This is a genomic window from Gammaproteobacteria bacterium (genome assembly GCA_034522055.1).
In the GTDB taxonomy this organism is placed as follows: domain Bacteria; phylum Pseudomonadota; class Gammaproteobacteria; order JAABTG01; family JAABTG01; genus JAABTG01.
Genome location: JAXHLS010000001.1, coordinates 1 through 18,622 on the forward strand (window position 1 = coordinate 1; position 18,622 = coordinate 18,622).

Annotated in this window: 18 protein-coding genes, 2 tRNA genes and 2 pseudogenes; 18 read left to right on the forward strand and 4 right to left on the reverse strand. The window is 69.5% G+C overall.

What is annotated here, in order from left to right; all coding sequences use genetic code 11:
- The first annotated feature begins 648 nt into the window (after positions 1–648).
- From U5S82_00005 to U5S82_00020, 4 genes are all read left to right on the forward strand, one after another.
- On the forward strand, positions 649–1,302 hold the full coding sequence (locus tag U5S82_00005) for a carbonic anhydrase (protein ID MDZ7750066.1): 654 nt from the start codon (positions 649–651) through the stop codon (positions 1,300–1,302).
- 93 nt (positions 1,303–1,395) lie between these two features.
- On the forward strand, positions 1,396–1,629 hold the full coding sequence (locus U5S82_00010; GenBank protein ID MDZ7750067.1) for a zinc ribbon domain-containing protein: 234 nt from the start codon (positions 1,396–1,398) through the stop codon (positions 1,627–1,629).
- Between the two features lie 244 nt (positions 1,630–1,873).
- Positions 1,874–3,451, forward strand: a complete 1,578-nt coding sequence (locus U5S82_00015) for a sigma 54-interacting transcriptional regulator (GenBank protein MDZ7750068.1) — start codon at positions 1,874–1,876, stop codon at positions 3,449–3,451.
- A gap of 97 nt (positions 3,452–3,548) precedes the next feature.
- Positions 3,549–4,475: a histone deacetylase family protein gene (locus tag U5S82_00020; protein ID MDZ7750069.1), complete on the forward strand. Its 927-nt coding sequence runs from the start codon at positions 3,549–3,551 to the stop codon at positions 4,473–4,475.
- A 263-nt stretch (positions 4,476–4,738) separates the two neighbouring features.
- Here the strand turns inward: U5S82_00020 and U5S82_00025 are convergent.
- Together U5S82_00025 and U5S82_00030 are read right to left on the reverse strand one after the other, a co-directional pair.
- Positions 4,739–4,814 (reverse strand) — tRNA-His (locus tag U5S82_00025).
- 480 nt (positions 4,815–5,294) lie between these two features.
- Positions 5,295–5,371: transfer RNA gene (locus tag U5S82_00030), tRNA-Pro, on the reverse strand.
- 162 nt (positions 5,372–5,533) lie between these two features.
- Between U5S82_00030 and folD the strand changes: the two genes are divergently transcribed.
- Positions 5,534–6,406: a bifunctional methylenetetrahydrofolate dehydrogenase/methenyltetrahydrofolate cyclohydrolase FolD gene (folD, locus tag U5S82_00035; GenBank protein MDZ7750070.1), complete on the forward strand. Its 873-nt coding sequence runs from the start codon at positions 5,534–5,536 to the stop codon at positions 6,404–6,406.
- A gap of 90 nt (positions 6,407–6,496) precedes the next feature.
- Positions 6,497–6,874 carry a hypothetical protein gene (locus U5S82_00040; protein MDZ7750071.1) on the forward strand — a complete coding sequence of 126 codons (378 nt, stop codon included), beginning with the start codon at positions 6,497–6,499 and terminating at the stop codon, positions 6,872–6,874.
- Between the two features lie 44 nt (positions 6,875–6,918).
- Here U5S82_00040 and U5S82_00045 read toward each other — a convergent pair whose 3' ends face one another.
- Positions 6,919–7,266, reverse strand: a complete 348-nt coding sequence (locus U5S82_00045) for a NifB/NifX family molybdenum-iron cluster-binding protein (GenBank protein MDZ7750072.1) — start codon at positions 7,264–7,266, stop codon at positions 6,919–6,921.
- Positions 7,267–7,302: 36 nt separating this feature from the next.
- Positions 7,303–8,694: a cysteine--tRNA ligase gene (cysS, locus tag U5S82_00050; GenBank protein MDZ7750073.1), complete on the reverse strand. Its 1,392-nt coding sequence runs from the start codon at positions 8,692–8,694 to the stop codon at positions 7,303–7,305.
- A gap of 184 nt (positions 8,695–8,878) precedes the next feature.
- Between cysS and U5S82_00055 the strand changes: the two genes are divergently transcribed.
- From U5S82_00055 to U5S82_00110, 12 genes and pseudogenes are all read left to right on the forward strand, one after another.
- Positions 8,879–9,466, forward strand: coding sequence for a peptidylprolyl isomerase (locus tag U5S82_00055; GenBank protein MDZ7750074.1), 588 nt, complete (start codon positions 8,879–8,881; stop codon positions 9,464–9,466).
- Positions 9,467–9,521: 55 nt separating this feature from the next.
- Positions 9,522–10,016, forward strand: coding sequence for a peptidylprolyl isomerase (locus U5S82_00060; GenBank protein ID MDZ7750075.1), 495 nt, complete (start codon positions 9,522–9,524; stop codon positions 10,014–10,016).
- Positions 10,017–10,039: 23 nt separating this feature from the next.
- Positions 10,040–10,780, forward strand: a complete 741-nt coding sequence (locus tag U5S82_00065; protein MDZ7750076.1) for a UDP-2,3-diacylglucosamine diphosphatase — start codon at positions 10,040–10,042, stop codon at positions 10,778–10,780.
- Between the two features lie 11 nt (positions 10,781–10,791).
- Positions 10,792–11,559, forward strand: coding sequence for a hypothetical protein (locus U5S82_00070; GenBank protein MDZ7750077.1), 768 nt, complete (start codon positions 10,792–10,794; stop codon positions 11,557–11,559).
- 102 nt (positions 11,560–11,661) lie between these two features.
- Entirely contained in the window at positions 11,662–12,150 is a 489-nt protein-coding gene (locus U5S82_00075) for a Na+/H+ antiporter subunit E (GenBank protein MDZ7750078.1), read from the forward strand.
- Positions 12,151–12,167: 17 nt separating this feature from the next.
- Complete coding sequence (locus tag U5S82_00080; GenBank protein ID MDZ7750079.1) at positions 12,168–12,446, forward strand: monovalent cation/H+ antiporter complex subunit F; 279 nt, start codon at positions 12,168–12,170, stop codon at positions 12,444–12,446.
- Positions 12,433–12,732, forward strand: a complete 300-nt coding sequence (gene mnhG, locus U5S82_00085; protein MDZ7750080.1) for a monovalent cation/H(+) antiporter subunit G — start codon at positions 12,433–12,435, stop codon at positions 12,730–12,732. The genes U5S82_00080 and mnhG overlap by 14 nt, the downstream gene beginning before the upstream one ends.
- Positions 12,720–13,718, forward strand: a pseudogene (locus U5S82_00090) (hydrogenase subunit MbhD domain-containing protein). The gene mnhG and the pseudogene U5S82_00090 overlap by 13 nt, the downstream one beginning before the upstream one ends.
- Positions 13,715–14,023: a sodium:proton antiporter gene (locus U5S82_00095; protein MDZ7750081.1), complete on the forward strand. Its 309-nt coding sequence runs from the start codon at positions 13,715–13,717 to the stop codon at positions 14,021–14,023. Before U5S82_00090 ends, U5S82_00095 begins: the two are co-directional and overlap by 4 nt.
- Positions 14,007–15,485 carry a proton-conducting transporter membrane subunit gene (locus tag U5S82_00100; GenBank protein MDZ7750082.1) on the forward strand — a complete coding sequence of 493 codons (1,479 nt, stop codon included), beginning with the start codon at positions 14,007–14,009 and terminating at the stop codon, positions 15,483–15,485. Before U5S82_00095 ends, U5S82_00100 begins: the two co-directional genes overlap by 17 nt.
- A pseudogene (locus U5S82_00105) lies at positions 15,482–16,980 on the forward strand (proton-conducting transporter membrane subunit). Before U5S82_00100 ends, U5S82_00105 begins: the two are co-directional and overlap by 4 nt.
- Positions 16,977–18,611, forward strand: a complete 1,635-nt coding sequence (locus U5S82_00110; GenBank protein ID MDZ7750083.1) for a proton-conducting transporter membrane subunit — start codon at positions 16,977–16,979, stop codon at positions 18,609–18,611. Before U5S82_00105 ends, U5S82_00110 begins: the two are co-directional and overlap by 4 nt.
- Positions 18,612–18,622 lie beyond the last annotated feature (11 nt).

Here is an 18,622-nt window from a genome sequence, read left to right on the forward strand (position 1 = left end):
TCTCCCGCTGGGCCGGCGCCCGGCCGATATCTTCGGGGCCGCCATTAACGTGAAAGTCGCGAAGCCCGAACTCCCCCTCTCCCTCTGGGACAAATCCGTCGGGAACGGATTTGAACGCGCCTTGGCGCGGCCCGCAGGGCGAAGGGCAGGATGCCCGAAGTACAGGGATGAGATGAGGGAACGAACATGGCGATACGTGCCCCTCTTTTATCATCTCGGGCGGTGCGTATCGCCATGAGAGTTCACCACATGGATTTTAAGTTTAGCTCCCTTTGCCGCCGCGGCTAGGGAAGGCGGCCAGAGGACCCCCGCCCTGCATAAGTGGACACCCCCGGCGAGCCATGCCGATACCGCTCGGTGGATACCGCTCCATGGACACCCACCCAGGCTCCGTGGACACCCGCCGATAAACCGGGAAGTTTTGCTTCCCGGCCGCGAAGCCGGGCTTCAGCGGGCTGCCTGCCTGGTCTTGCCCCACGGCGCGCTCCCGCTCTTGACGACCGGGAACGTCGTCTTCCGAGCATCTTCCGGCTCCATCGCGTAACTCACTGATTCCATTGACATGCAAAACTGGCGCGGAAGATGCAATCGGGAAGGGGTGCCGTGATACCAGGGCATGAGATCTCAAAAGACCACCGGAGGAATCAGATGACGACACTGCAAGAACAGCTTCAGTCGCGGGTCGAGCAATACGACCATTGGGCCACCCGGCGCCGCTATGGCCCCGACGGCCCCAACAACCGGCGCCTGTGGGTACTGGCCTGCATGGACGAGCGCCTGCCCGTCGACGAGGCCCTCGGCATTCGGGTGGACACGCCGGTGGGAGGCGGCGACGCCCACTGCTTCCGCAACGCCGGGGGCATCGTCACCGATGATGCCATCCGCTCCGCCATGCTCACCTGCAACTTCTTCGGCACCAAGGAGATCGTCATCGTCCAGCACACCCAGTGCGGCATGCTCTCCGCCAACGCCGCCGATCTGGAGCAGGCCCTGCGGGACCGCGGCGTGGACATCGAGCAGCTCACCCTCGATCCCACCCTGCCCGAACTCAAGCTTGAGCCCGGGAGCTTCGCCAAGTGGATCGGCATGATGGATGACGTGGACACCGCCTGCATGAAGACGGTCCAGACCTTCAGGGACCATCCGCTAATCCCCAAGGACGTGACGGTGAGCGGCTGGATCTGGGAAGTGGAGACCCGCCGCCTGCGGGCCCCGACCCAGGACGCCGACAAGCGCGCCCGCACCGATGTCACCTCGGCCCAGTTCGGTGTGAACCAACCCCAGCCGGGGCGCTGGAGTTAGCCCTGAAGTTAGCCAAGGTCCAGAGGAAGCCGTTTCGCCCGCAGGGCCCCGGGATGGGCCCTCCGGGCCACACACCGTCCGAGGAGAACCGCCGTGCCCACCTACGATTACCGATGTCCCCAGTGCAACCGCCATTTCCAGGTCCACCACGCCATGAGCGCCCCGGAACCGCACTGTCCGGGATGTGGCGCCAGCCCCCGGCGGGTGGTGCTCTCCGCCCCCGCCGTCCACGGCTCCATGGCCCAGGGGCGGGAGGCCGCCGTACGCACCTTCGACCGCCCGGCCCCCGCCACCGGCCACGGCCCGTCCTGCCCCTGCTGTCACTAGGGCCCGCCGGGCCGCTGGCCGGCAGGTCCATTGCCCTTGGCCTGCGCGGCGAGGCCAACCCCCTATCCGCTCCTTCTCCCCGGGGCAGAAGGGACCTACCTGCTGGCGGTGGAGCGGCCCGGCCCACGCGGGTACCGCACAGGGGCCCAGTACGCTATCGGCTATAGTTACCATTCCGGCCCGGTCATCCAGGACCGGGGCGTCCCGGGTGCCGTGACGCCGTCCTACCCGCGAGGAACCCCCGATGGATGAGCGCGAATCGAAGACCCTCAATCCCCTGACCTTCCTCCAGGCCTTCATTGTGCAGAGCATCCGGGTGGCAGAGATGAGCGGTGCCGAAGGGGATTCACCGGATCACATCGCCACCGTGGGGCTGGCCACCAGCAGTTGCCTCGAAGAGGTGGCCCGGCGCCACCTCGACGTCACCGGCCCCCTCGACCACGACACTTATGGTGCCCTCATCACCGATATCAAGAACCGCATCGGCGGGCGCTTCGAACGGGCCCCCGGCGAGGCCGGCAGCGTGCGCGTCATCAATCACCGCTGTCCCTTCGGCGACCTCGTCAAGGAGGCCCCGGAGCTGTGCCGCATGACCTCCAGCGTGTTCGGCGCCATCGCCGCCCGCAACTTCGGCTACGCCAAGGTGGAACTCCGCAAGCGCATCGCCACCGGCGACGGCCTGTGCGACGTGCGGATCCACCTCGACCCCGCCAGGGTGGCCGCCGCCAAGGGGGACGAGTACCGCTGGGAGGGCGGTACCGTGACAGCCCTGTCAGGGGCCACGGCCGTGACGGAACGGGTGGAGGAGTTTTTCTGCAAGACCTGGGCGGGACCATCCGGGAACTTCCTCAAGGAACCCCTGCGGCGACGCATCGTGGCCGAATCCCAGGCCATGCAGGCGGCCCTGCAGGCGGTGGAGGTGGTGGCCCCCACCCCCGCCAGCGTCCTCGTCACCGGCGAGACGGGCGTGGGCAAGGAGGTCATCGCCCGCGCCGTCCATGCCATAAGCCGGCGGGCAGACAGGGTGTTCCTGGCCGTCAACTGCGGGGCCATCCCCGAGAACCTGGTGGACAGCACCCTGTTCGGCCACGAGAAGGGGGCCTTCACTGACGCCCACCAGGCCAGCGCCGGCCTTTTCGAGCGGGCCGATGGCGGCACCCTGTTCCTGGACGAGGTGGATTGTCTGACACCCTCCGCCCAGTCGCGGCTGTTGCGGGTGCTCCAGGAAGGCGAGTACGAACGGGTGGGCGGCCACTCACCGCGCCACACCGACGTCCGCATCGTCGCCGCCTCCAACCGGCGCATCGACGGCCTCGTGGCCGACGGCAGCTTCCGCCGGGACCTCTACTACCGCCTCAACGTGGTCCCCATTCACATCCCGCCCCTGCGCCAGCGCCCGGATGACATCAACGCCCTGGTGGTCCACTTCATGAAGCGCCTGGAGGCCCGCTACGGGGGCCCTCCAAAGGTGCTGGGGGAACGCGCCTGGGCGGTGGCCCTGGGCTACGATTGGCCGGGCAACCTGCGGGAACTGGAGAACGTGCTGGAGCGCGCCTACCTGTTCGCCCCCGGGGGCGTCATCGAGGAACTCCCCATCGAGGGCCAGTGCGCCGCCGAGCCCCCGTCTTCCTCCCTGCAGGCGGTGAAGAAGCGGGCAGCCATGGAGGTGGAGGCACGGGTCATCGCCGACGCCCTGACGCGGGCCGGGGGCAACGTCAGCGCGGTGGCGCGTGCCATGGGCATCACGCCGCGGGCGGTGCACATGAAGCTGCGGGCCCACGGCATCGATGCAGCCAGCTACCGGGCCGGATCGGCACGGTAGCCAAGCGCCACGATCCGGCCGGGGCGATTCCGGGCGGCCGGCCGTTACAGTACACTGGGCCTATCATCTTCGCTCGCCACCGGGGGTCCCCACCGCCATGACCATGGCCATCGTCACCCACCCCAGCTGCCGGCTCCACGACATGGGTGACGACCACCCGGAGCAACCGGCCCGCCTCGGCGCCATCCACGACGCCCTGCTGGCCTCGGGCCTCGACTTCACCGTGCGCCATGTGGATGCCCCCACCGTCACCCGGGAACAGCTGCTGCGGGTCCACGACCCGGAATACCTGGATCTCATAGAGACCGTCAGCCCCACCACCGGCCTCAAGCCCCTGGACGACGACACCCTCATGAACCCCCACAGCCTGGAGGCCGCGCGCCACGCCGCGGGGGCGGTCATCAAGGCGGTGGACCTGGTGATGAACGACGATATCGACAAGGTATTCTGCAACGTGCGCCCCCCCGGCCACCATGCCGGGCACGATCACGCGGGGGGGTTCTGCATTTACAACAACGTCGCCGCGGGGGCGGCCTATGCCCTGGATGCCTACGGCCTGGAGCGCATCGCCATCGTCGATTTCGACGTCCACCACGGCAACGGCACCCAGGACATCTTCGAGGGTGATCCCCGGGTGCTCTTCTGTTCCTCCTTCCAGCACCCCTACTACCCCTTCAGCGGCGACGAGGCCACCGCCGACAACGTCATCAACATCCCCCTGCCCGCCGGCACCGGCGGCGAAGACTTCCGCCGCGCCGTGGAGGCCCGGTGGCTTGCGCCCCTGGATGCCTTCCGGCCGCAGCTGGTGATGCTGTCCGCCGGCTTCGATGCCCACGCCGCCGACCCCATGGCCCAGTTCAGGCTGCGGGAGGCCGACTTCGCGTGGATCACGGACCAGGCCCGGGAGCTGGCCCTGCGCCATGCCGACGGCCGGGTGGTTTCGGTACTCGAGGGCGGCTACGACCTGCCGGCCCTCGGCCGCAGCGTGGCCGCCCACCTGGACAGCCTGTTGGGGTTCAAATAGCGCTGCCGAAACGAAGGACGCCCTCGGGAGACCTGCGCTTCCCGGGCCAAGGCAGGATTCCGCGCCCAACCACCGAAGAAGCGATGTCATTGTGGCGCAAGCCGCAATCGAGGGAGAAGGCCCCGGGGCGGCATCTCTGGATACCGGCTTGCGCCGGCATGACGGGCGACCGGCTAAGCCCGAGGGTTGGCAATAATCCTCTGGGCGAGACGCAGAAAAGGCCGTGCAGTCGCCTGCACGGCCCTTTCCTTTTCAATTAATGATGGGGTGAGCGAGGGGATTCGAACCCCCGACCACTGGAGCCACAATCCAGGGCTCTACCAACTGAGCTACGCCCACCATCGAACCTGTGACAATACTGGCGCCATGATAATGGCGCGCCCGGCAGGATTCGAACCTGCGACCCACGGCTTAGCTTACCACTACGCCTTTCGACGCCCCCCAGGGGCTTTGTGGTCCCAGGGGGTTTGTGGTCTGGACTATCTCTTCGCCCTCTCAGGCGCCGCACGTATAGTCTCTACGGATCCCCCCTATGCCGCCAGGGGTTTCCTCGGGATTGCCATCGGCACGACCCGTTAAGGTTTCCCCGATACGGTGCGGTCCACTCTGCGGGTTCCTGTTCCCCGCAGAGGCTCCTCGTTTGTGCGCTGTCGCGCACGCCACAAAAGGCCGTTGCTCTATCCGACTGAGCTACGGGCGCAAAATCCGGGGCGTCCGGCACCTTCACGAGGCACCCGGCGCCCCATGGGCCATCCCGGGGCCGGCATCGCGCCGCGGTGGGCGACTCGGCTTCGGGCCAGGCCCGGCCGACGGGCCTGATGGTCGGGGTAGAGGGATTCGAACCCCCGACTCCCTGCTCCCAAAGCAGGTGCGCTACCAGACTGCGCCATACCCCGGGGGAACCGTTTCAAGCAAGCGCGCAATGATAGGCCCGCGGGTTTCGGCCGTCAATCAAGCCGCGGCCTTGCCCGGCGCCGCTACCGCAACGGCGCCACCGGCCGCGACGATACCCCGTGCCGCTGGTGGAACGGACCGGGTCATGCGAGAATTTGCCGCCCATGAAAGCCATGATAATCGACGGCAAGCAAGTTGCAGGAAACATCCGGCGGGAGATCCGGGACCGCATCGAGGAGCGCACCGCCGGAGGCCGTCCGCCCCCCGGCCTGGCGGTGGTGCTGGTGGGCACCGACGCCGCCTCCGAGATCTACGTGCGCAACAAGCGCCGGGCCTGTGAAGAGGTGGGGGTGTTCTCCAAGTCCTACGACCTGGCGGCGGATACGCCGGAAGACGAACTCCTCGCCCTCATCGACGACCTCAACGCCGACGGCGCCATCAACGGCATCCTGGTGCAACTGCCCCTGCCTGGCCATATCGATCCGGAAACCGTCATCGAGCGCATCCATCCCGACAAGGACGTGGACGGTTTCCACCCCTACAACGTCGGCCGCCTGGCCCTGCGCCTGCCCCGCCTGCGGCCCTGCACCCCCCACGGAATCATGACCCTGCTGCGCTACGCCAACCAGCCCTTCAAGGGCCAGCACGCGGTGGTGGTGGGCGCTTCCAATATCGTCGGCCGCCCCATGGCCCTGGAACTGCTGCTGGCGGGAGCCACCGTCACCGTATGCCACCGCTTCACCGATAACCTGGCAGACCTGGTGGGCCAGGCGGACATCCTGGTGTCGGCCACCGGCAAGCGGGGCCTCATCGAGGGCACGTGGATCAAGCCGGGCGCGGTGGTCATCGACGTGGGCATCAACCGCCTCGACGACGGCCGCCTGGTGGGGGACGTGGATTTCGACGCCGCCCGGGAACGGGCCTCCTGGATCACCCCGGTGCCCGGCGGCGTGGGCCCCATGACCGTGGCCATGCTGCTGGAGAACACCCTCTACGCCGCCGAGCTGGCGGGGGCCGCGGAGGCCGTGGCTGGCTGAAGCGAGGCCCCGTAATAACCCCCATTGCCGGCCCGCGGATCACGACTGCTATACTTGCGATTGCCGTTATCTCCAAGAAGGGGCAATCCCATGAGTGGCCTTACCATACCGACCGATTCGGTCCTGCGCCGGCATTTCGTGCAGCACGCGGCCGCCCGTGGCTTTCCGCCACCACCCGAGGACTCCGTACTACGTCGCCATTACCTGCAGGCCCTCAGCGCCGGCAGTTCATCGCCCGCCCCTGCATCCGCGACCAGGGCGCCGGCCGCCGAAGCGTCCCCATCCCCTGCTCCCGCTCCCGCACCGTCTCCCGAGCAGGCTGCACCGCAGGCCCCGGCACCGGAAACCCCGGCCCCGGCAGCATCCGCCCCCGACGAGCCCCAGGCCGCCCCCGGCGAGTCCCGCGCTGCCACCCAGGAGCCCCGGGGCTGGTTCGCCCGTCTGATGAGCAAACTCTTCGGCGGCTGACGGGACATCGCGGGAGGATCCGTGGTCTCCGACCTGGCTTCCCTTCAACCCAGGTCGACCCTCACCCGGTCCGCCCGCTCATAGCCGCCACCAAGGTACTCCTGCACCGCCGCCGACGGGTCTTCCACGGCGGTGAGCACGCCCTCGATACCCTTCTCTTTCAGCTTGCGCACCATGCCCTGTCCCATGTGGCGGGTGATGAGCACATCGACCCGGTCGAGGGGATGGGGCTGGTGGGCGGGAAAACCGTGGAAGGCCTGCTCCTTGGGCAGTTCCAGCCACTCTTCGCCCGTGACCCGAGCGTCCTCCACGGTGAATATCCGAAACCGGCGACAGCGCCCGGCGTGGTCGGTGACGGTCTTCCTGTTCTGGCTGGTGACGGCGATGAGCATGTTGCTGCCTCCTGAAATCAATGCCTCGGCGTGGCCTCAGTGCCCGCGGCGCCAGCGGGTGCCGTCGGGGGAGTCCTCCAGGGCGATGCCTTCGTCCACCAGCAGGTCGCGGATGCGGTCGGCCTCGGCGAAGTCGCGGCGATGGCGGGCCTCCATGCGTTCCGCCACCAGGCGGTCCACCTCCTCGTCGCTCAACCCGTCCCCGGGCCCGGCGGCACCCTTGAGGAATGCCTCGGGGTCGTCCTGGAGCAGGCCGAGGACGCCGCCCAGGCGGCGCAGGGTACGGGCGGGCAGGGCCACGTCGCTGCCGGCCTGCTGGGCACGGTTCACGGCCCTGGCGGCGTCGAAGAGCGCTGCCAGGGCCTCGGGGGTGTTGAAGTCGTCCTCCATGGCGGCGCTGAAGCGGGCCGCGAGGTCCGGGTCCAGGGGGCCCTCGGCGCCGTCGTCGGGGACGTCCCGCAGGGCGGTGTAGAGGCGTTCCAGGGCCGCCCGGGCGTTGTCCAGGTGAGTCTCGCCGTAGTTCAGGGGGCTGCGGTAGTGGCTGGTGAGGATGAAGTAGCGGATCACCTCGCCGGGATAGCGGGCCAGGATCTCACGTACGGTGAAGAAGTTGCCCAGGGACTTGGACATCTTCTCATCCGCCACCCGCACGAAGCCGTTGTGCATCCACAGGTTGACGAAGGGCTCGCCGGTGGCGCCCTCGGACTGGGCGATCTCGTTCTCGTGATGGGGGAACTGCAGGTCCATGCCGCCGCCGTGGATGTCGAAGTGGTTGCCGAGGCAGCCGGTGGACATGGCGGAGCACTCGATGTGCCAGCCGGGACGGCCCTCGCCCCAGGGGGAGGGCCAGGCCGGCTCGCCGGGCTTGGCGGCCTTCCACAGCACGAAGTCCAGGGGGTCGTCCTTGCCCTCGTCCACCTCCACTCGGGCGCCGGCCCGCAGGTCCTCGGGCTGCTTGCCCGAGAGCCGGCCGTAGCCCTCGAAGCGGCTGACGTCGTAGTAGACGTCGCCGTTGGCGGCGGCATAGGCATAGCCCTTGTCCACCAGGCGCCCGATCATGGCGACGATCTCATCCAGGTGGCCGGTGGCCCGGGGCTCCTCGTCCGGCGGCAGCACGGCCAGGGCCGCCTCGTCCTCGTGCATGGCGGCGATGAAGCGCTCCGTCAGGGCGGTGACGGTCTCCCCGTTCTCGGCGGCGCGCTTGATGATCTTGTCGTCGATGTCCGTCACGTTGCGCACGTAGGTAACCTCGTAGCCCTGGTGGCGCAGGAAGCGCACCACGGTATCGAACACCACCATTACCCGGGCATGGCCGAGGTGGCAGTAGTCGTAGACGGTCATGCCGCAGACGTACATGCGCACCCGGCCGGGCTCGATGGGTTCCAGGGGCTCTTTGCGGCGGGTGAGGGTGTTGTGGATGTGCAACATGGAGGCTCGATGTCGGGGGTGGCGAAAGGGGCCGCCATTTTCCCCGCCCGGGGCCTCCATTGCCAGCCTGCCCAAGACTCTCGCATTTTTTCCGCGCTGGGCGGCTGCTATAGTACGCCGTCATTCAAGGCGTGTTCCCCGTAGCCACCCCCTTATCGCCACACGTTACCTCAGGAGTCCGCCCATGGGTTTCCAGCGTATTCTCCCGTTCCTCTTGGTGCTCGGTCTGAGCCCCCACTCCCAGGGGGCAGACGGCCCGCGCGTCAACATCCAGACCTCCATGGGGGACATCGTGGTGGAACTCCACGACGCCCGGGCCCCCGCCACGGTGGAGAATTTTTTGAGCTACGTGAAGGATGGCTTCTACGAGGGCACGGTATTCCACCGCGTCATCGACGGCTTCATGATCCAGGGTGGCGGCATGACCGCCGACCTGCGCAAGAAACCCACCCGGGCGCCGGTGATGAACGAGGCCGACAACGGCCTCAAGAACGACAAGGGCACCCTCGCCATGGCCCGCACCTCGGACCCCCACTCGGCCACCGCCCAGTTCTTCATCAACGTGGCGGACAACGATTTCCTCAACCACAGCGGCAAGACCCCGCGGGGCTGGGGCTACGCGGTGTTCGGCCGCGTAGTGACGGGCATGGAGGTAGTGGAGCGCATCGAGGCGGTGCCCACGGGCCGCCAGCGGGGCATGGGTGACGTGCCCCGGGAGCCCGTCATCATCGAAGGCATCAGCCTGGTGGAGGGCTCCGCCGCAGGCGAGTAATCCCGGACACCCGGCCGGCAACGAACGACCAACCATCATCCAACAGGGGTTACCCATGAAAGTACGCATGCAGACCAATCACGGCGACATCGTCCTCGAACTGAACGAGGAGAAGGCGCCCGAGACCGTCGCCAACTTCATGTCCTATGTCCGGGACGGCTTCTTCGACAACACCCTCTTCCACCGTGTCATCAACGGTTTCATGATCCAGGGTGGCGGCTTCGAGCCCGGCATGCAGCAGAAGGCCACCAACGCCCCCATCAAGAACGAAGCGGACAACGGCCTGGCCAACGAGACCGGCGCCATCTCCATGGCCCGCACCCAGGACCCCCACTCCGCCTCCAGCCAATTCTTCATCAACGTCAACGACAATACCTTCCTCAACCACCAGAGCCCCACGCCCCAGGGTTGGGGCTATTGTGTGTTCGGCAAGGTGGTGGAAGGCATGGACACCGTCAACAAGATCAAAGAGGTGGACACCACCACCCGCGCGGGCCACGGCGACGTGCCCGTGGAGGACGTGGTGATCGAGAAGGCGGAAGAGATCTAAACCCGCCGCCGGGGCCCGGCCCGTTGGCTGCGCTGTTCATCTCCGACTGTCACCTCAGCGCCGCCCGCCCCGGCCCCCTGGAGGAGTTCCTGGGCCTCATGGCGGGCCCGGCCCGGGCTATGGAGGCGGTATACATCCTCGGGGACCTCTTCGACCTGTGGCTGGGAGACGACGACGACGCCCCCGGCCATGACGAGGTGATGGCGGCCCTCGGCCGGGCCGCGGCCGCGGGCACAGCGGTGTATTTCATGCGGGGCAACCACGACTTCCTGGCGGGCGACGGTTTCGCCCGTCGCAGCGGCTGCCGCCTGCTGGAGGACCCCACGGTGGCCACGGTGGCGGGCCACGAGGTGCTGCTGATGCACGGCGACACCCTGTGCCTGGACGACGTGGACTACCAGGCCTTCCGCGCGCGCACGCGCAGCCAGGAGTTCACCGCGGACTTCCTCGCCCGGCCCCTGGGGGAGCGGCGGCGCCTGGCCGCGGACATCCGCGACCAGTCCCTGGCGGCGGTGGCGGCCAAGGCGCCCGCCACCATGGATGCCACCCCGCGGGCGGTGGAGGACGCCTTCCGCCGCCACGGCACGGCGTATATGATCCACGGCCACACCCACCGGCCCGCCGTCCACCGGCACCGCGTGGATGGGCGCACTGCCACCCGCATCGTGCTGGACGACTGGTACGAGGCGGGCTCCGGCCTGCTGTGGGAAGAGGCCGGCTTCCGCCCGGTGACCCTATCGACCCTGCTCGCCAACGACCATTGAAGAACCGGACCATGAAACCACCCATCGTCATCATCGGCATCGGGGAGATGGCGGGCGTGTTCGCCCGCGGTTTCCTGCGCTGCGGCCACCCCGTCTATCCCGTCACCCGCCAGATGGACCCGGACCATGTGGCGGCGGCGCTGCCCGAGCCCCTGATGGTGCTGGTGGCGGTGGCGGAAAAGGATCTCCAGCCCGCCCTCCGGGAACTGCCCGCCGCCTGGCGCCCCCGGGTGATGCTGCTGCAGAACGAGCTGCTGCCCGCCGACTGGGAGACCCACGACCTCGAGCCCACGGTGATATCCGTGTGGTTCGAGAAGAAGAAGGGCCAGGACCACAAGGTGCTGGTGCCGTCCCCCGTCTACGGCCCCCACGCCGCCCTGGTGGCACGGGCCCTCCATGCCCTGGACATCCCCACGGCCATCCTCGCCGACCGCGACCAGCTGCTGTTCGAACTGGTGCGCAAGAACCTCTACATCGTCACCACCAACGTGGCGGGTCTCAAAGTGGGGGGCACCGTCAGCGAACTGCGGGAACACCATGCCCCCCTCATGCACGAGGTGGCCACCGACGTGCTGGCCATCCAGGAGCACCTCACGGGGGTCTCCCTGCCCCGGGCCCGCCTCATGGAGGCCATGCTGGCGGCCTTCGACGGCGACCCCCACCACAAGTGCATGGGCCGTTCCGCCCCGGCGCGCCTGGCCCGCGCCATCACCCAGGCCGAGGAGGCGGGCATCGAGGTGCCGGCCCTGCGGCGCATCGCGGCCGAGACGACGGCCTAAAGCCGCGCTCCGCGGCCCGGCTCCGATCCACTCAGGGATGCCCGCCGCCGTGCCACCCAACTCGATCAATGCCGTATATACAGATCTGCCCTGACCCCAGCCATGGCCGCCACGACTGACACCTTCCGCTGGTCCACCGTGGCCGCCCGCAGCGTGCCCTTCGCCATCATCTGGTGGGCCCTGACCGCAGGCGCCCCGGCATCATGGTGGGTGGGTGCCCCGGCGGTGCTGCTGGCGGCGGTGGCCAGCGCGGCCCTCATGCCGCCCGTACCCCTCGTCTGGCGCGAGCTGCTGACGTTCGTGCCCTTCTTCCTCAAGCGCTCGCTGCTGGGCGGCTTCGACGTGGCCCGGCGCGCCCTGACCCCCCGTCTGCCCATCGCGCCGGCGATCATCGATTACCCCCTGCGCCTGCCCGCCGGCCTCGCCCGGGTGATGCTGGCCAACACCATCTCCCTGCTGCCGGGCACCCTGGGTGCCGGCATGGACGGCGACCGGCTGAAGGTCCACGTACTCGACGGCCGGCAGGACAGCATGCGCGAGATCGCGGACGTGGAGCAGGCCATCGCCCGGCTCTTCGGGACGCCCCTGTGATCCCGGAGCCCGGCGCCATGGCGGCCCTGTCCCTGCTCCTGGCGCTGTTTCTGCTACTCAACCTGGGCGCCGGCATGTGGCGGGTGGTGCGCGGTCCCACCGCCGCCGACCGCATGTCCGCCGCCCAGTTGTTCGGCACCACCGCGGTGGCCATGCTGCTGCTCCTCGCCGAGGCCTCGAACCACGGCGCCCTGCGGGACGTGGCCCTGGTATTCGCCCTGCTGGCGGCGGTGGCGGCGGTGGCCTTCGTGCGCCGCGCGTGGACGGCGCCGGAGGACGACCATGACCGCGATTGATTATCTGTCTGCCCTGTTCCTGGTCCTCGGGGCCGGATTCTATCTCGCCGGCACCATCGGCCTGCTGCGCTTTCCCGATGTCTATACCCGCCTCCACGCCCTCACCAAGGCCGACAACGTGGGCCTCGGCATGGTGGTGGCCGGGCTCGCCCTGCAGGCGGGATCCTGGTCGGTGGCGGCCAAGCTGCTGTTGACGTGGTGGCTGGTGATGATCGCCGGGGCCAGCGTGGCCCAGTTGGTGGCCACCGGCGCCCTGCGGCGGGGGGTCAGACCATGGAAACGCTGAGCCAGCCGTCTTGGCTCTTCGATGCCCTGACGGCCTTCGGGCTGGTGGCCCTGGCGTGGCGCCTGCTGGCCTGCACGGATCTGTTCCGGGCCATCGTGCTGTTCATCGCCTTCGGGCTGCTCATGGCCCTGGCCTGGGTGCGGCTGGGGGCGCCCGATGTGGCCCTGGCGGAGGCCGCCATCGGCGCCGGCGTCACCGGGGCCCTGCTGATGGCGGCCCTGGCGCGCCTGCCGGCGGCACCGGGACGGGATGGCAACGGCGCGGAGAACGAGGAGACCCCGGGTGACTGACAGCCCACGACCCGGCGGCGCCGGCGGTCCGACATGACGGCCCTGCGCTGGTTGCTCTACCCCCTGCTGCTGGCCCTCGCCGCCGGCCTCGGCTACGCCGTGCTGACCCTGCCCCGGGAGGCCGTCGGCTTGCAGGATATGGCGGCCCGACATCTGGATACCAGCGGCGTCGCCCATCCGGTCACCGCGGTGCTGCTCAATTTCCGGGGTTACGACACCCTGCTGGAGATGGCGGTGTTGTTCATCGCCCTGCTGAGCCTGTGGTCCCTGGGCGACTCACGGCCGCCACGGGACCCGCCCCCCGGCCCGGTGCTGGACACCCTCACGCGCCTGCTGGTACCGGTATTCCTGCTGGTGGCGGCCTACCTGCTGTGGGTGGGCGCCCACGCGCCCGGCGGCGCCTTCCAGGCCGGATCCATCCTCGGTGCCGCCGGGGTGTTGCTGCTACTCGCGGGTTACCGCGCCCCCCGGGTGCTCCTCGGCTGGCCCCTGCGTCTCGTCCTGGCGGCGGGCCTGCTGGCTTTCCTGGCCGTCGCCCTGCTGACCCTGCTGGCCGGGGGTCGGCTGCTGGAGTATCCCGTGGCCCTCGCCGGCGGCCTCATCTTCTTCATCGAGGCCGCCGCCACCGTGGCCATCGGCGTCACCCTGGCCGCCCTGTTCCTGGGCGCGGCGCCACCGGACGGGAAGGACCGTTGAGCGCGTCCTTCCTGTACGCACTGCTGGGGGTGGGGCTGTTCTGCATCGGCCTGCACGCCCTCATCGTCCATGCCCACCTGTTACGCAAGATTCTGGCCATCAACATCATGGGCAGCGGCGTGTTCCTGGTGCTGGTGGCCCTGGCCAGACGCGGCGGCGACGGTCCTCCGGATCCCGTGCCCCACGCCATGGTGATCACCGGCATCGTGGTGGCCGTATCGGCCACCGCCCTCGCCCTCGGCCTGATGCTGAAGGTACAGGAGAGCACGGGACGCCCCGAACTGCCCGATGCCGGCACCGATTGAGCCTGTAACGGCCATGCTCACCACCGTGCCCTGGGAGGCCCTGCTGATCCTATTGCCCCTGGCGGGGGGCGTGGCCTGCTTCCTGCTTCCGGCCTGGGCCCGAGGCCTCGGCACCCTCACCGCCGTGGCCACCGCCGTTGCCGTCGCAGCCCTGATCCTCGGAGCCCTGGGCGCCCCCCTGCCGGTCCACCAGGTGGGCGGCTGGGGCGCGCCCCTCGGCATCGACCTCGGAGTAGACGGCCTGAGCCTGCTGATGCTCGCCATGACGGCCCTGGTGGCGACCGGGGTGAGCCTGCACGCCGGCGGCTATTTCGAGCCGGCAGCGGGGCTCCGCTTCTGGCCCCTGTGGCTGTTCCTGCTGGCGGCGCTGAATGCCCTGTTCCTGTCCCGCGACCTGTTCAATCTCTACGTCACCCTGGAACTCATGGGCCTGGCCGCCGTGGCCCTGACGGCCCTGCCGGGCAGCCGCGACGCCCTCACCGCGGCCATGCGCTATCTGCTCACCTCGCTGTTGGGCTCCCTTGCCTTCCTCATGGGGGTGGCGTTGCTGTATCACGCCCATGCCACCCTGGACATCACTCTGCTGGGCGCCCGGGTGGAGTCGTCACCCGTGGCGTGGGCGGCCTTCGGCCTCATGGGCGCCGGCCTGGTCCTCAAGACGGCCCTGTTCCCCCTGCACTTCTGGCTGCCCCCGGCCCACGCCAGCGCCCCGGCACCGGTGAGCGCGGTGCTGTCGGCCCTGGTGGTCAAGGCGTCCTTCTATATCCTGCTGCGGCTGTGGCTGGAGGTCTTCCCCGCCATCACCGCGGGGCCCGCCGAACTCCTCGGCGGGCTGGGCGCGGCGGCGGTGCTGTGGGGCTCCATCCAGGCCCTGCGCCAGACCCGGGTGAAGCTGCTGGTGGCCTACTCCACGGTGGCCCAGTTGGGGTACCTGTTCATGGCCCTGCCCCTGGCCGCGGCCGCGGGCCCCGTGGCCTGGAACGCCTGGGCCTTTCTGGCCTTCTCCCACGGCCTGGCCAAGGCCGCCATGTTCCTCGCCGCCGGCAACATGATGCGTTTCGGCGGCCATGATCGGGTGGCCGATCTCGACCGCGTGGTGCAGCGCCTGCCCCTCACGGCCGCCGCCTTCGCGGTGGCCGGCGCGAGCATCATGGGCCTGCCGCCCAGCGGCGGTTTCAACGGCAAATGGTTGCTGCTGGAGGCCGCCATCGGCCAGGGCCGCTGGGGGCTGGTGGCCGTGATCATCGCCGGCGGCATCCTGGCGGCGGCATACATCTTCAAGGTGCTGGGCCACGCCTTCACCCGGGCCCCCGCCTCCCACGCCGCCCAGGCGGTGCCGCGGCACATGGAGTGGGCAGCCATGCTGCTGGCCTGTGGGGCCCTGCTCACGGGGCTGCTGGCATCCCCGTTCCTGGCCCTGGCCGGCATCGCCGATCCCTTCGGGACGGGGATGGCACCATGAGCCTGAACAACTGGGTCCCGCTGCTGGTGGTGGCGAGTTCCCTCATCCCCGGACTCGTCATCTTCGGGCTCGGCGAACAACGAGTGCGCCTGCGCACCACCCTCAACCTGTTCGGCGCCGCCTTCAAGCTGCTGTTGGTGGGCCTGATGCTGTGGGGCGTCTCCAGGGCGCCCACTACGAATTGCGCCTGCCGTTGCTGCCGGGTCTCGACCTGGTGCTGCGGGCCGGCCCCCTGGCCCTGTTGTTCATCACCCTGTCCAGCGTGCTGTGGCTGCTCACCACCGTCTACGCCATCGGTTACCTGGAGGGGGCACCCCATCGCAGCCGTTTCTTCGGCTTCTTCAGCCTGTGCGTGACCGCCACCGTGGGCATCGCCCTGGCGGGCAACCTGCTCACCTTCCTCATCTTCTACGAGCTGCTGACCCTGTCCACCTATCCCCTGGTGGTGCACCGCGGCAGCGAGCAGGCCCGGCGCGCCGGCCAGACCTATCTCATCTATACGGTGCTGGGCGGCGCCCTGCTGCTGCTGGGTAGCGTATGGCTCTACACCCTCACCGGCAGCCTCGAGTTCACACCCCGGGGCTTCGTCAGCGAGCTGGGCGCCGAGCACCGCCCGGCACTGGCGGCCATATTCGCCCTGTTGATCGCCGGCCTGGGGGTCAAGGCGGCCCTGGTGCCGCTGCACGGCTGGCTGCCCCAGGCCATGGTGGCGCCGGCCCCGGTGAGTGCCCTGCTTCACGCCGTGGCGGTGGTGAAGGCCGGCGCCTTCGGCATCATCCGTGTGGTGTACGAGGTCTTCGGCGTGGAGTTCGCGGCCGATCTCGGCGTCCTGAAGCCGCTGCTGTGGGTGGCGGCCTTCACCATCATCTACGGCTCCCTGCGCGCCCTGTTCCAGGACGACCTCAAACGCCGGCTGGCCTTCTCCACCGTGAGCCAGGTCTCCTACATCGCCCTCGGCGTGGCCATCGCCGGGCCCGTCGCCACCATCGGCGGCGTGGTACACCTGGTGCATCAGGGGCTCATGAAGATCACCCTGTTCTTCTGTGCCGGCAACCTCGCCGAGACCCTGGGTATCCACCGCATCAGCGAGATGGACGGCGTGGGCCGGCGCATGCCCTGGACCATGACAGCCTTCACCATCGGCGCCTTCGGCATGATCGGGGCCCCGCCCATGGCCGGCTTCATCAGCAAGTGGTACCTGGGGCTGGGCGCCCTGGAGGCCGGCCAGGACTGGGTAGTCCTGGTGCTGGCCGCCAGCAGTGCCCTCAACGCCGCCTACTTCCTGCCCATACTCCACCGCGCCTGGTTCGGTACACCACCGGCGACCTGGCACCAGGAGCGGGACTTCGGGTCCCGGGAGACCGGTCGCGCCTTGCTGGTGCCGCCCCTGATCACCGCTGCCCTGGCTTTGGGGGTCGGCCTGTTGGCATCTCTGCCCTTCAGTCCCCTGGACTGGGCGCAACTCATCACCCGGCGGGAGTTCTACCACCCATGATGGAAGGAAGCCCCCTGCTGCTGGCACTGGTTCCCCTGGCGCCCCTGCTGTTGGCCCTGATGACGGCCCTGGCGACCGGCAGGGGCCTTGCCCTGGCCCGCGCCCTCGTGCCCTGGGCGGCCCTGCCGGCCCTGACCGTCGGGCTGATGGGGGATACCCAGCTGAGGCTCGATACCGCCCTCATGGGAGCCATGCTGGCGCTGGATGCCACGGGCCGGGTGTTTCTGCTGCCGATGTCGGTGCTGTGGCTCACCACCGCTCTGCTGATGCGCCCGCGACTGCAGACCCGGGACGCCGGCGGCCTCGCCATCCTGATGTTGCTGGCCATGGCCGGGACCTTCGCCATGGCCGTGGCCGGCGATGGCCTGCTGTTCTACACCGCCGCCGCCATCGCCGGCTACGCCCTCTACGGGGTGCTGGCCATCACCGCAGACACCGGCGGCTGCCGGGCCGCCCGGGTGCTGGTGATATTCCTCATCGCCGGCGACCTGATGGTGTTCGAGGTGCTGATGACCCTCGCCCTAGACGCCACGGCGGCGAACTTCGGGACCCTGCGCCAGGCCCTGTTGCACACCGCTCACCCCGGCCTCATCCTGACCCTGCTGGTGGCCGGTTTCGGCACCAAGCTCGGGCTCCTGGGGCTGCACTTCTGGCTCCCTCCGGTCATGGTGAGCGGCGGGCGCGCCCTCGCCCCCGCCGTGCTGGCCTTCACCCTCGGCGCCGGCCTGCTGGGCGGCCTGCGGCTGCTGCCGCTGGGGGATCTGACGGCCCCGGTGGCCGCCGAGGTGCTGCGATGGATGGCCTGGGTCACTCTGGCCTATGCCCTGGCGACGGGTTTGCTGCAGACCCACCGCCGTGGGGTACTGGCCTACGCGGCCATCGCCCTCGGCGGCCTGTGGCTCGCGGTGCTGAGCCAACAGTTGCAGAGCCCCGGCGTGTGGCAGGGGGTGGTCGGCCCCCTGGCCACGGTACTCATCCAGGCCACCTTCGCGCTGACGGCGTTGCTGCTCATGCCGGGCACCGCCGTGAAGGGCATAGTGGGCTGGTCGGCCGTGGTGCTGCTGGCCGCGGCGCCCGGCGCGTTGGCGGCCATGGCCCCCGGCCCATGGTTGCCGGTGGTCTCGGCCATGGGTGTCCTCGGCTTCCTCGCCGCCTCCGCCTTGTTGCGGCATTCCCCCACCGGTGCGGGGCCACCGGCCCATGCCGGCAACGGAGGCTCCACAGTACCCGCCGCCCTCATGGCCCTGCTGGCCCTGGCGGCCGCAGCCTACCGGCCGGTGGCGGGGTGGCCGGTGCTGGCTCCGGCGGCCCTCGTGGTGGTACCGGCCGCCCTGGCGGCGGCCTTGCTGGCCCGGCGTTTTCTCACACCCCGCCTGCCTGCCCTGCCACCCGGCGACCTCGTGGTGCCGCTACGCCATCTCCTGCTGGCACTCCGGCGCCATGGGCTGCGGGCCACCAGCCACGGCCGGCCGCGGCCAGGCGATGGCGGCCCGACCCTGGCCGGGCGCCTGGGATCCGGCTCCGCCCCGCAAAGACTGGCTGCACGGATCGAGGCGTTCCTCGGGCGCTGGCCCGTGGCGGTCATGGCCGGCCTGCTGTTGGGGCTGTTGCTGGCAGGGCTGGGGGCATGACCGGCAGCGCA

Coding starts and splice junctions, on each gene's coding strand:
- U5S82_00005 (MDZ7750066.1), top strand. CDS start 649: ATGACGACACTGCAAGAACAGCTTCAGTCGCGGGTCGAGCAATACGAC.
- folD (MDZ7750070.1), top strand. CDS start 5,534: ATGAAAGCCATGATAATCGACGGCAAGCAAGTTGCAGGAAACATCCGG.
- U5S82_00040 (MDZ7750071.1), top strand. CDS start 6,497: ATGAGTGGCCTTACCATACCGACCGATTCGGTCCTGCGCCGGCATTTC.
- U5S82_00020 (MDZ7750069.1), top strand. CDS start 3,549: ATGACCATGGCCATCGTCACCCACCCCAGCTGCCGGCTCCACGACATG.
- U5S82_00055 (MDZ7750074.1), top strand. CDS start 8,879: ATGGGTTTCCAGCGTATTCTCCCGTTCCTCTTGGTGCTCGGTCTGAGC.
- cysS (MDZ7750073.1), bottom strand. CDS start 8,694: ATGTTGCACATCCACAACACCCTCACCCGCCGCAAAGAGCCCCTGGAA.
- U5S82_00060 (MDZ7750075.1), top strand. CDS start 9,522: ATGAAAGTACGCATGCAGACCAATCACGGCGACATCGTCCTCGAACTG.
- U5S82_00110 (MDZ7750083.1), top strand. CDS start 16,977: ATGATGGAAGGAAGCCCCCTGCTGCTGGCACTGGTTCCCCTGGCGCCC.
- U5S82_00100 (MDZ7750082.1), top strand. CDS start 14,007: ATGCCGGCACCGATTGAGCCTGTAACGGCCATGCTCACCACCGTGCCC.
- mnhG (MDZ7750080.1), top strand. CDS start 12,433: ATGACCGCGATTGATTATCTGTCTGCCCTGTTCCTGGTCCTCGGGGCC.
- U5S82_00045 (MDZ7750072.1), bottom strand. CDS start 7,266: ATGCTCATCGCCGTCACCAGCCAGAACAGGAAGACCGTCACCGACCAC.
- U5S82_00015 (MDZ7750068.1), top strand. CDS start 1,874: ATGGATGAGCGCGAATCGAAGACCCTCAATCCCCTGACCTTCCTCCAG.
- U5S82_00075 (MDZ7750078.1), top strand. CDS start 11,662: ATGGCCGCCACGACTGACACCTTCCGCTGGTCCACCGTGGCCGCCCGC.
- U5S82_00080 (MDZ7750079.1), top strand. CDS start 12,168: ATGGCGGCCCTGTCCCTGCTCCTGGCGCTGTTTCTGCTACTCAACCTG.
- U5S82_00070 (MDZ7750077.1), top strand. CDS start 10,792: ATGAAACCACCCATCGTCATCATCGGCATCGGGGAGATGGCGGGCGTG.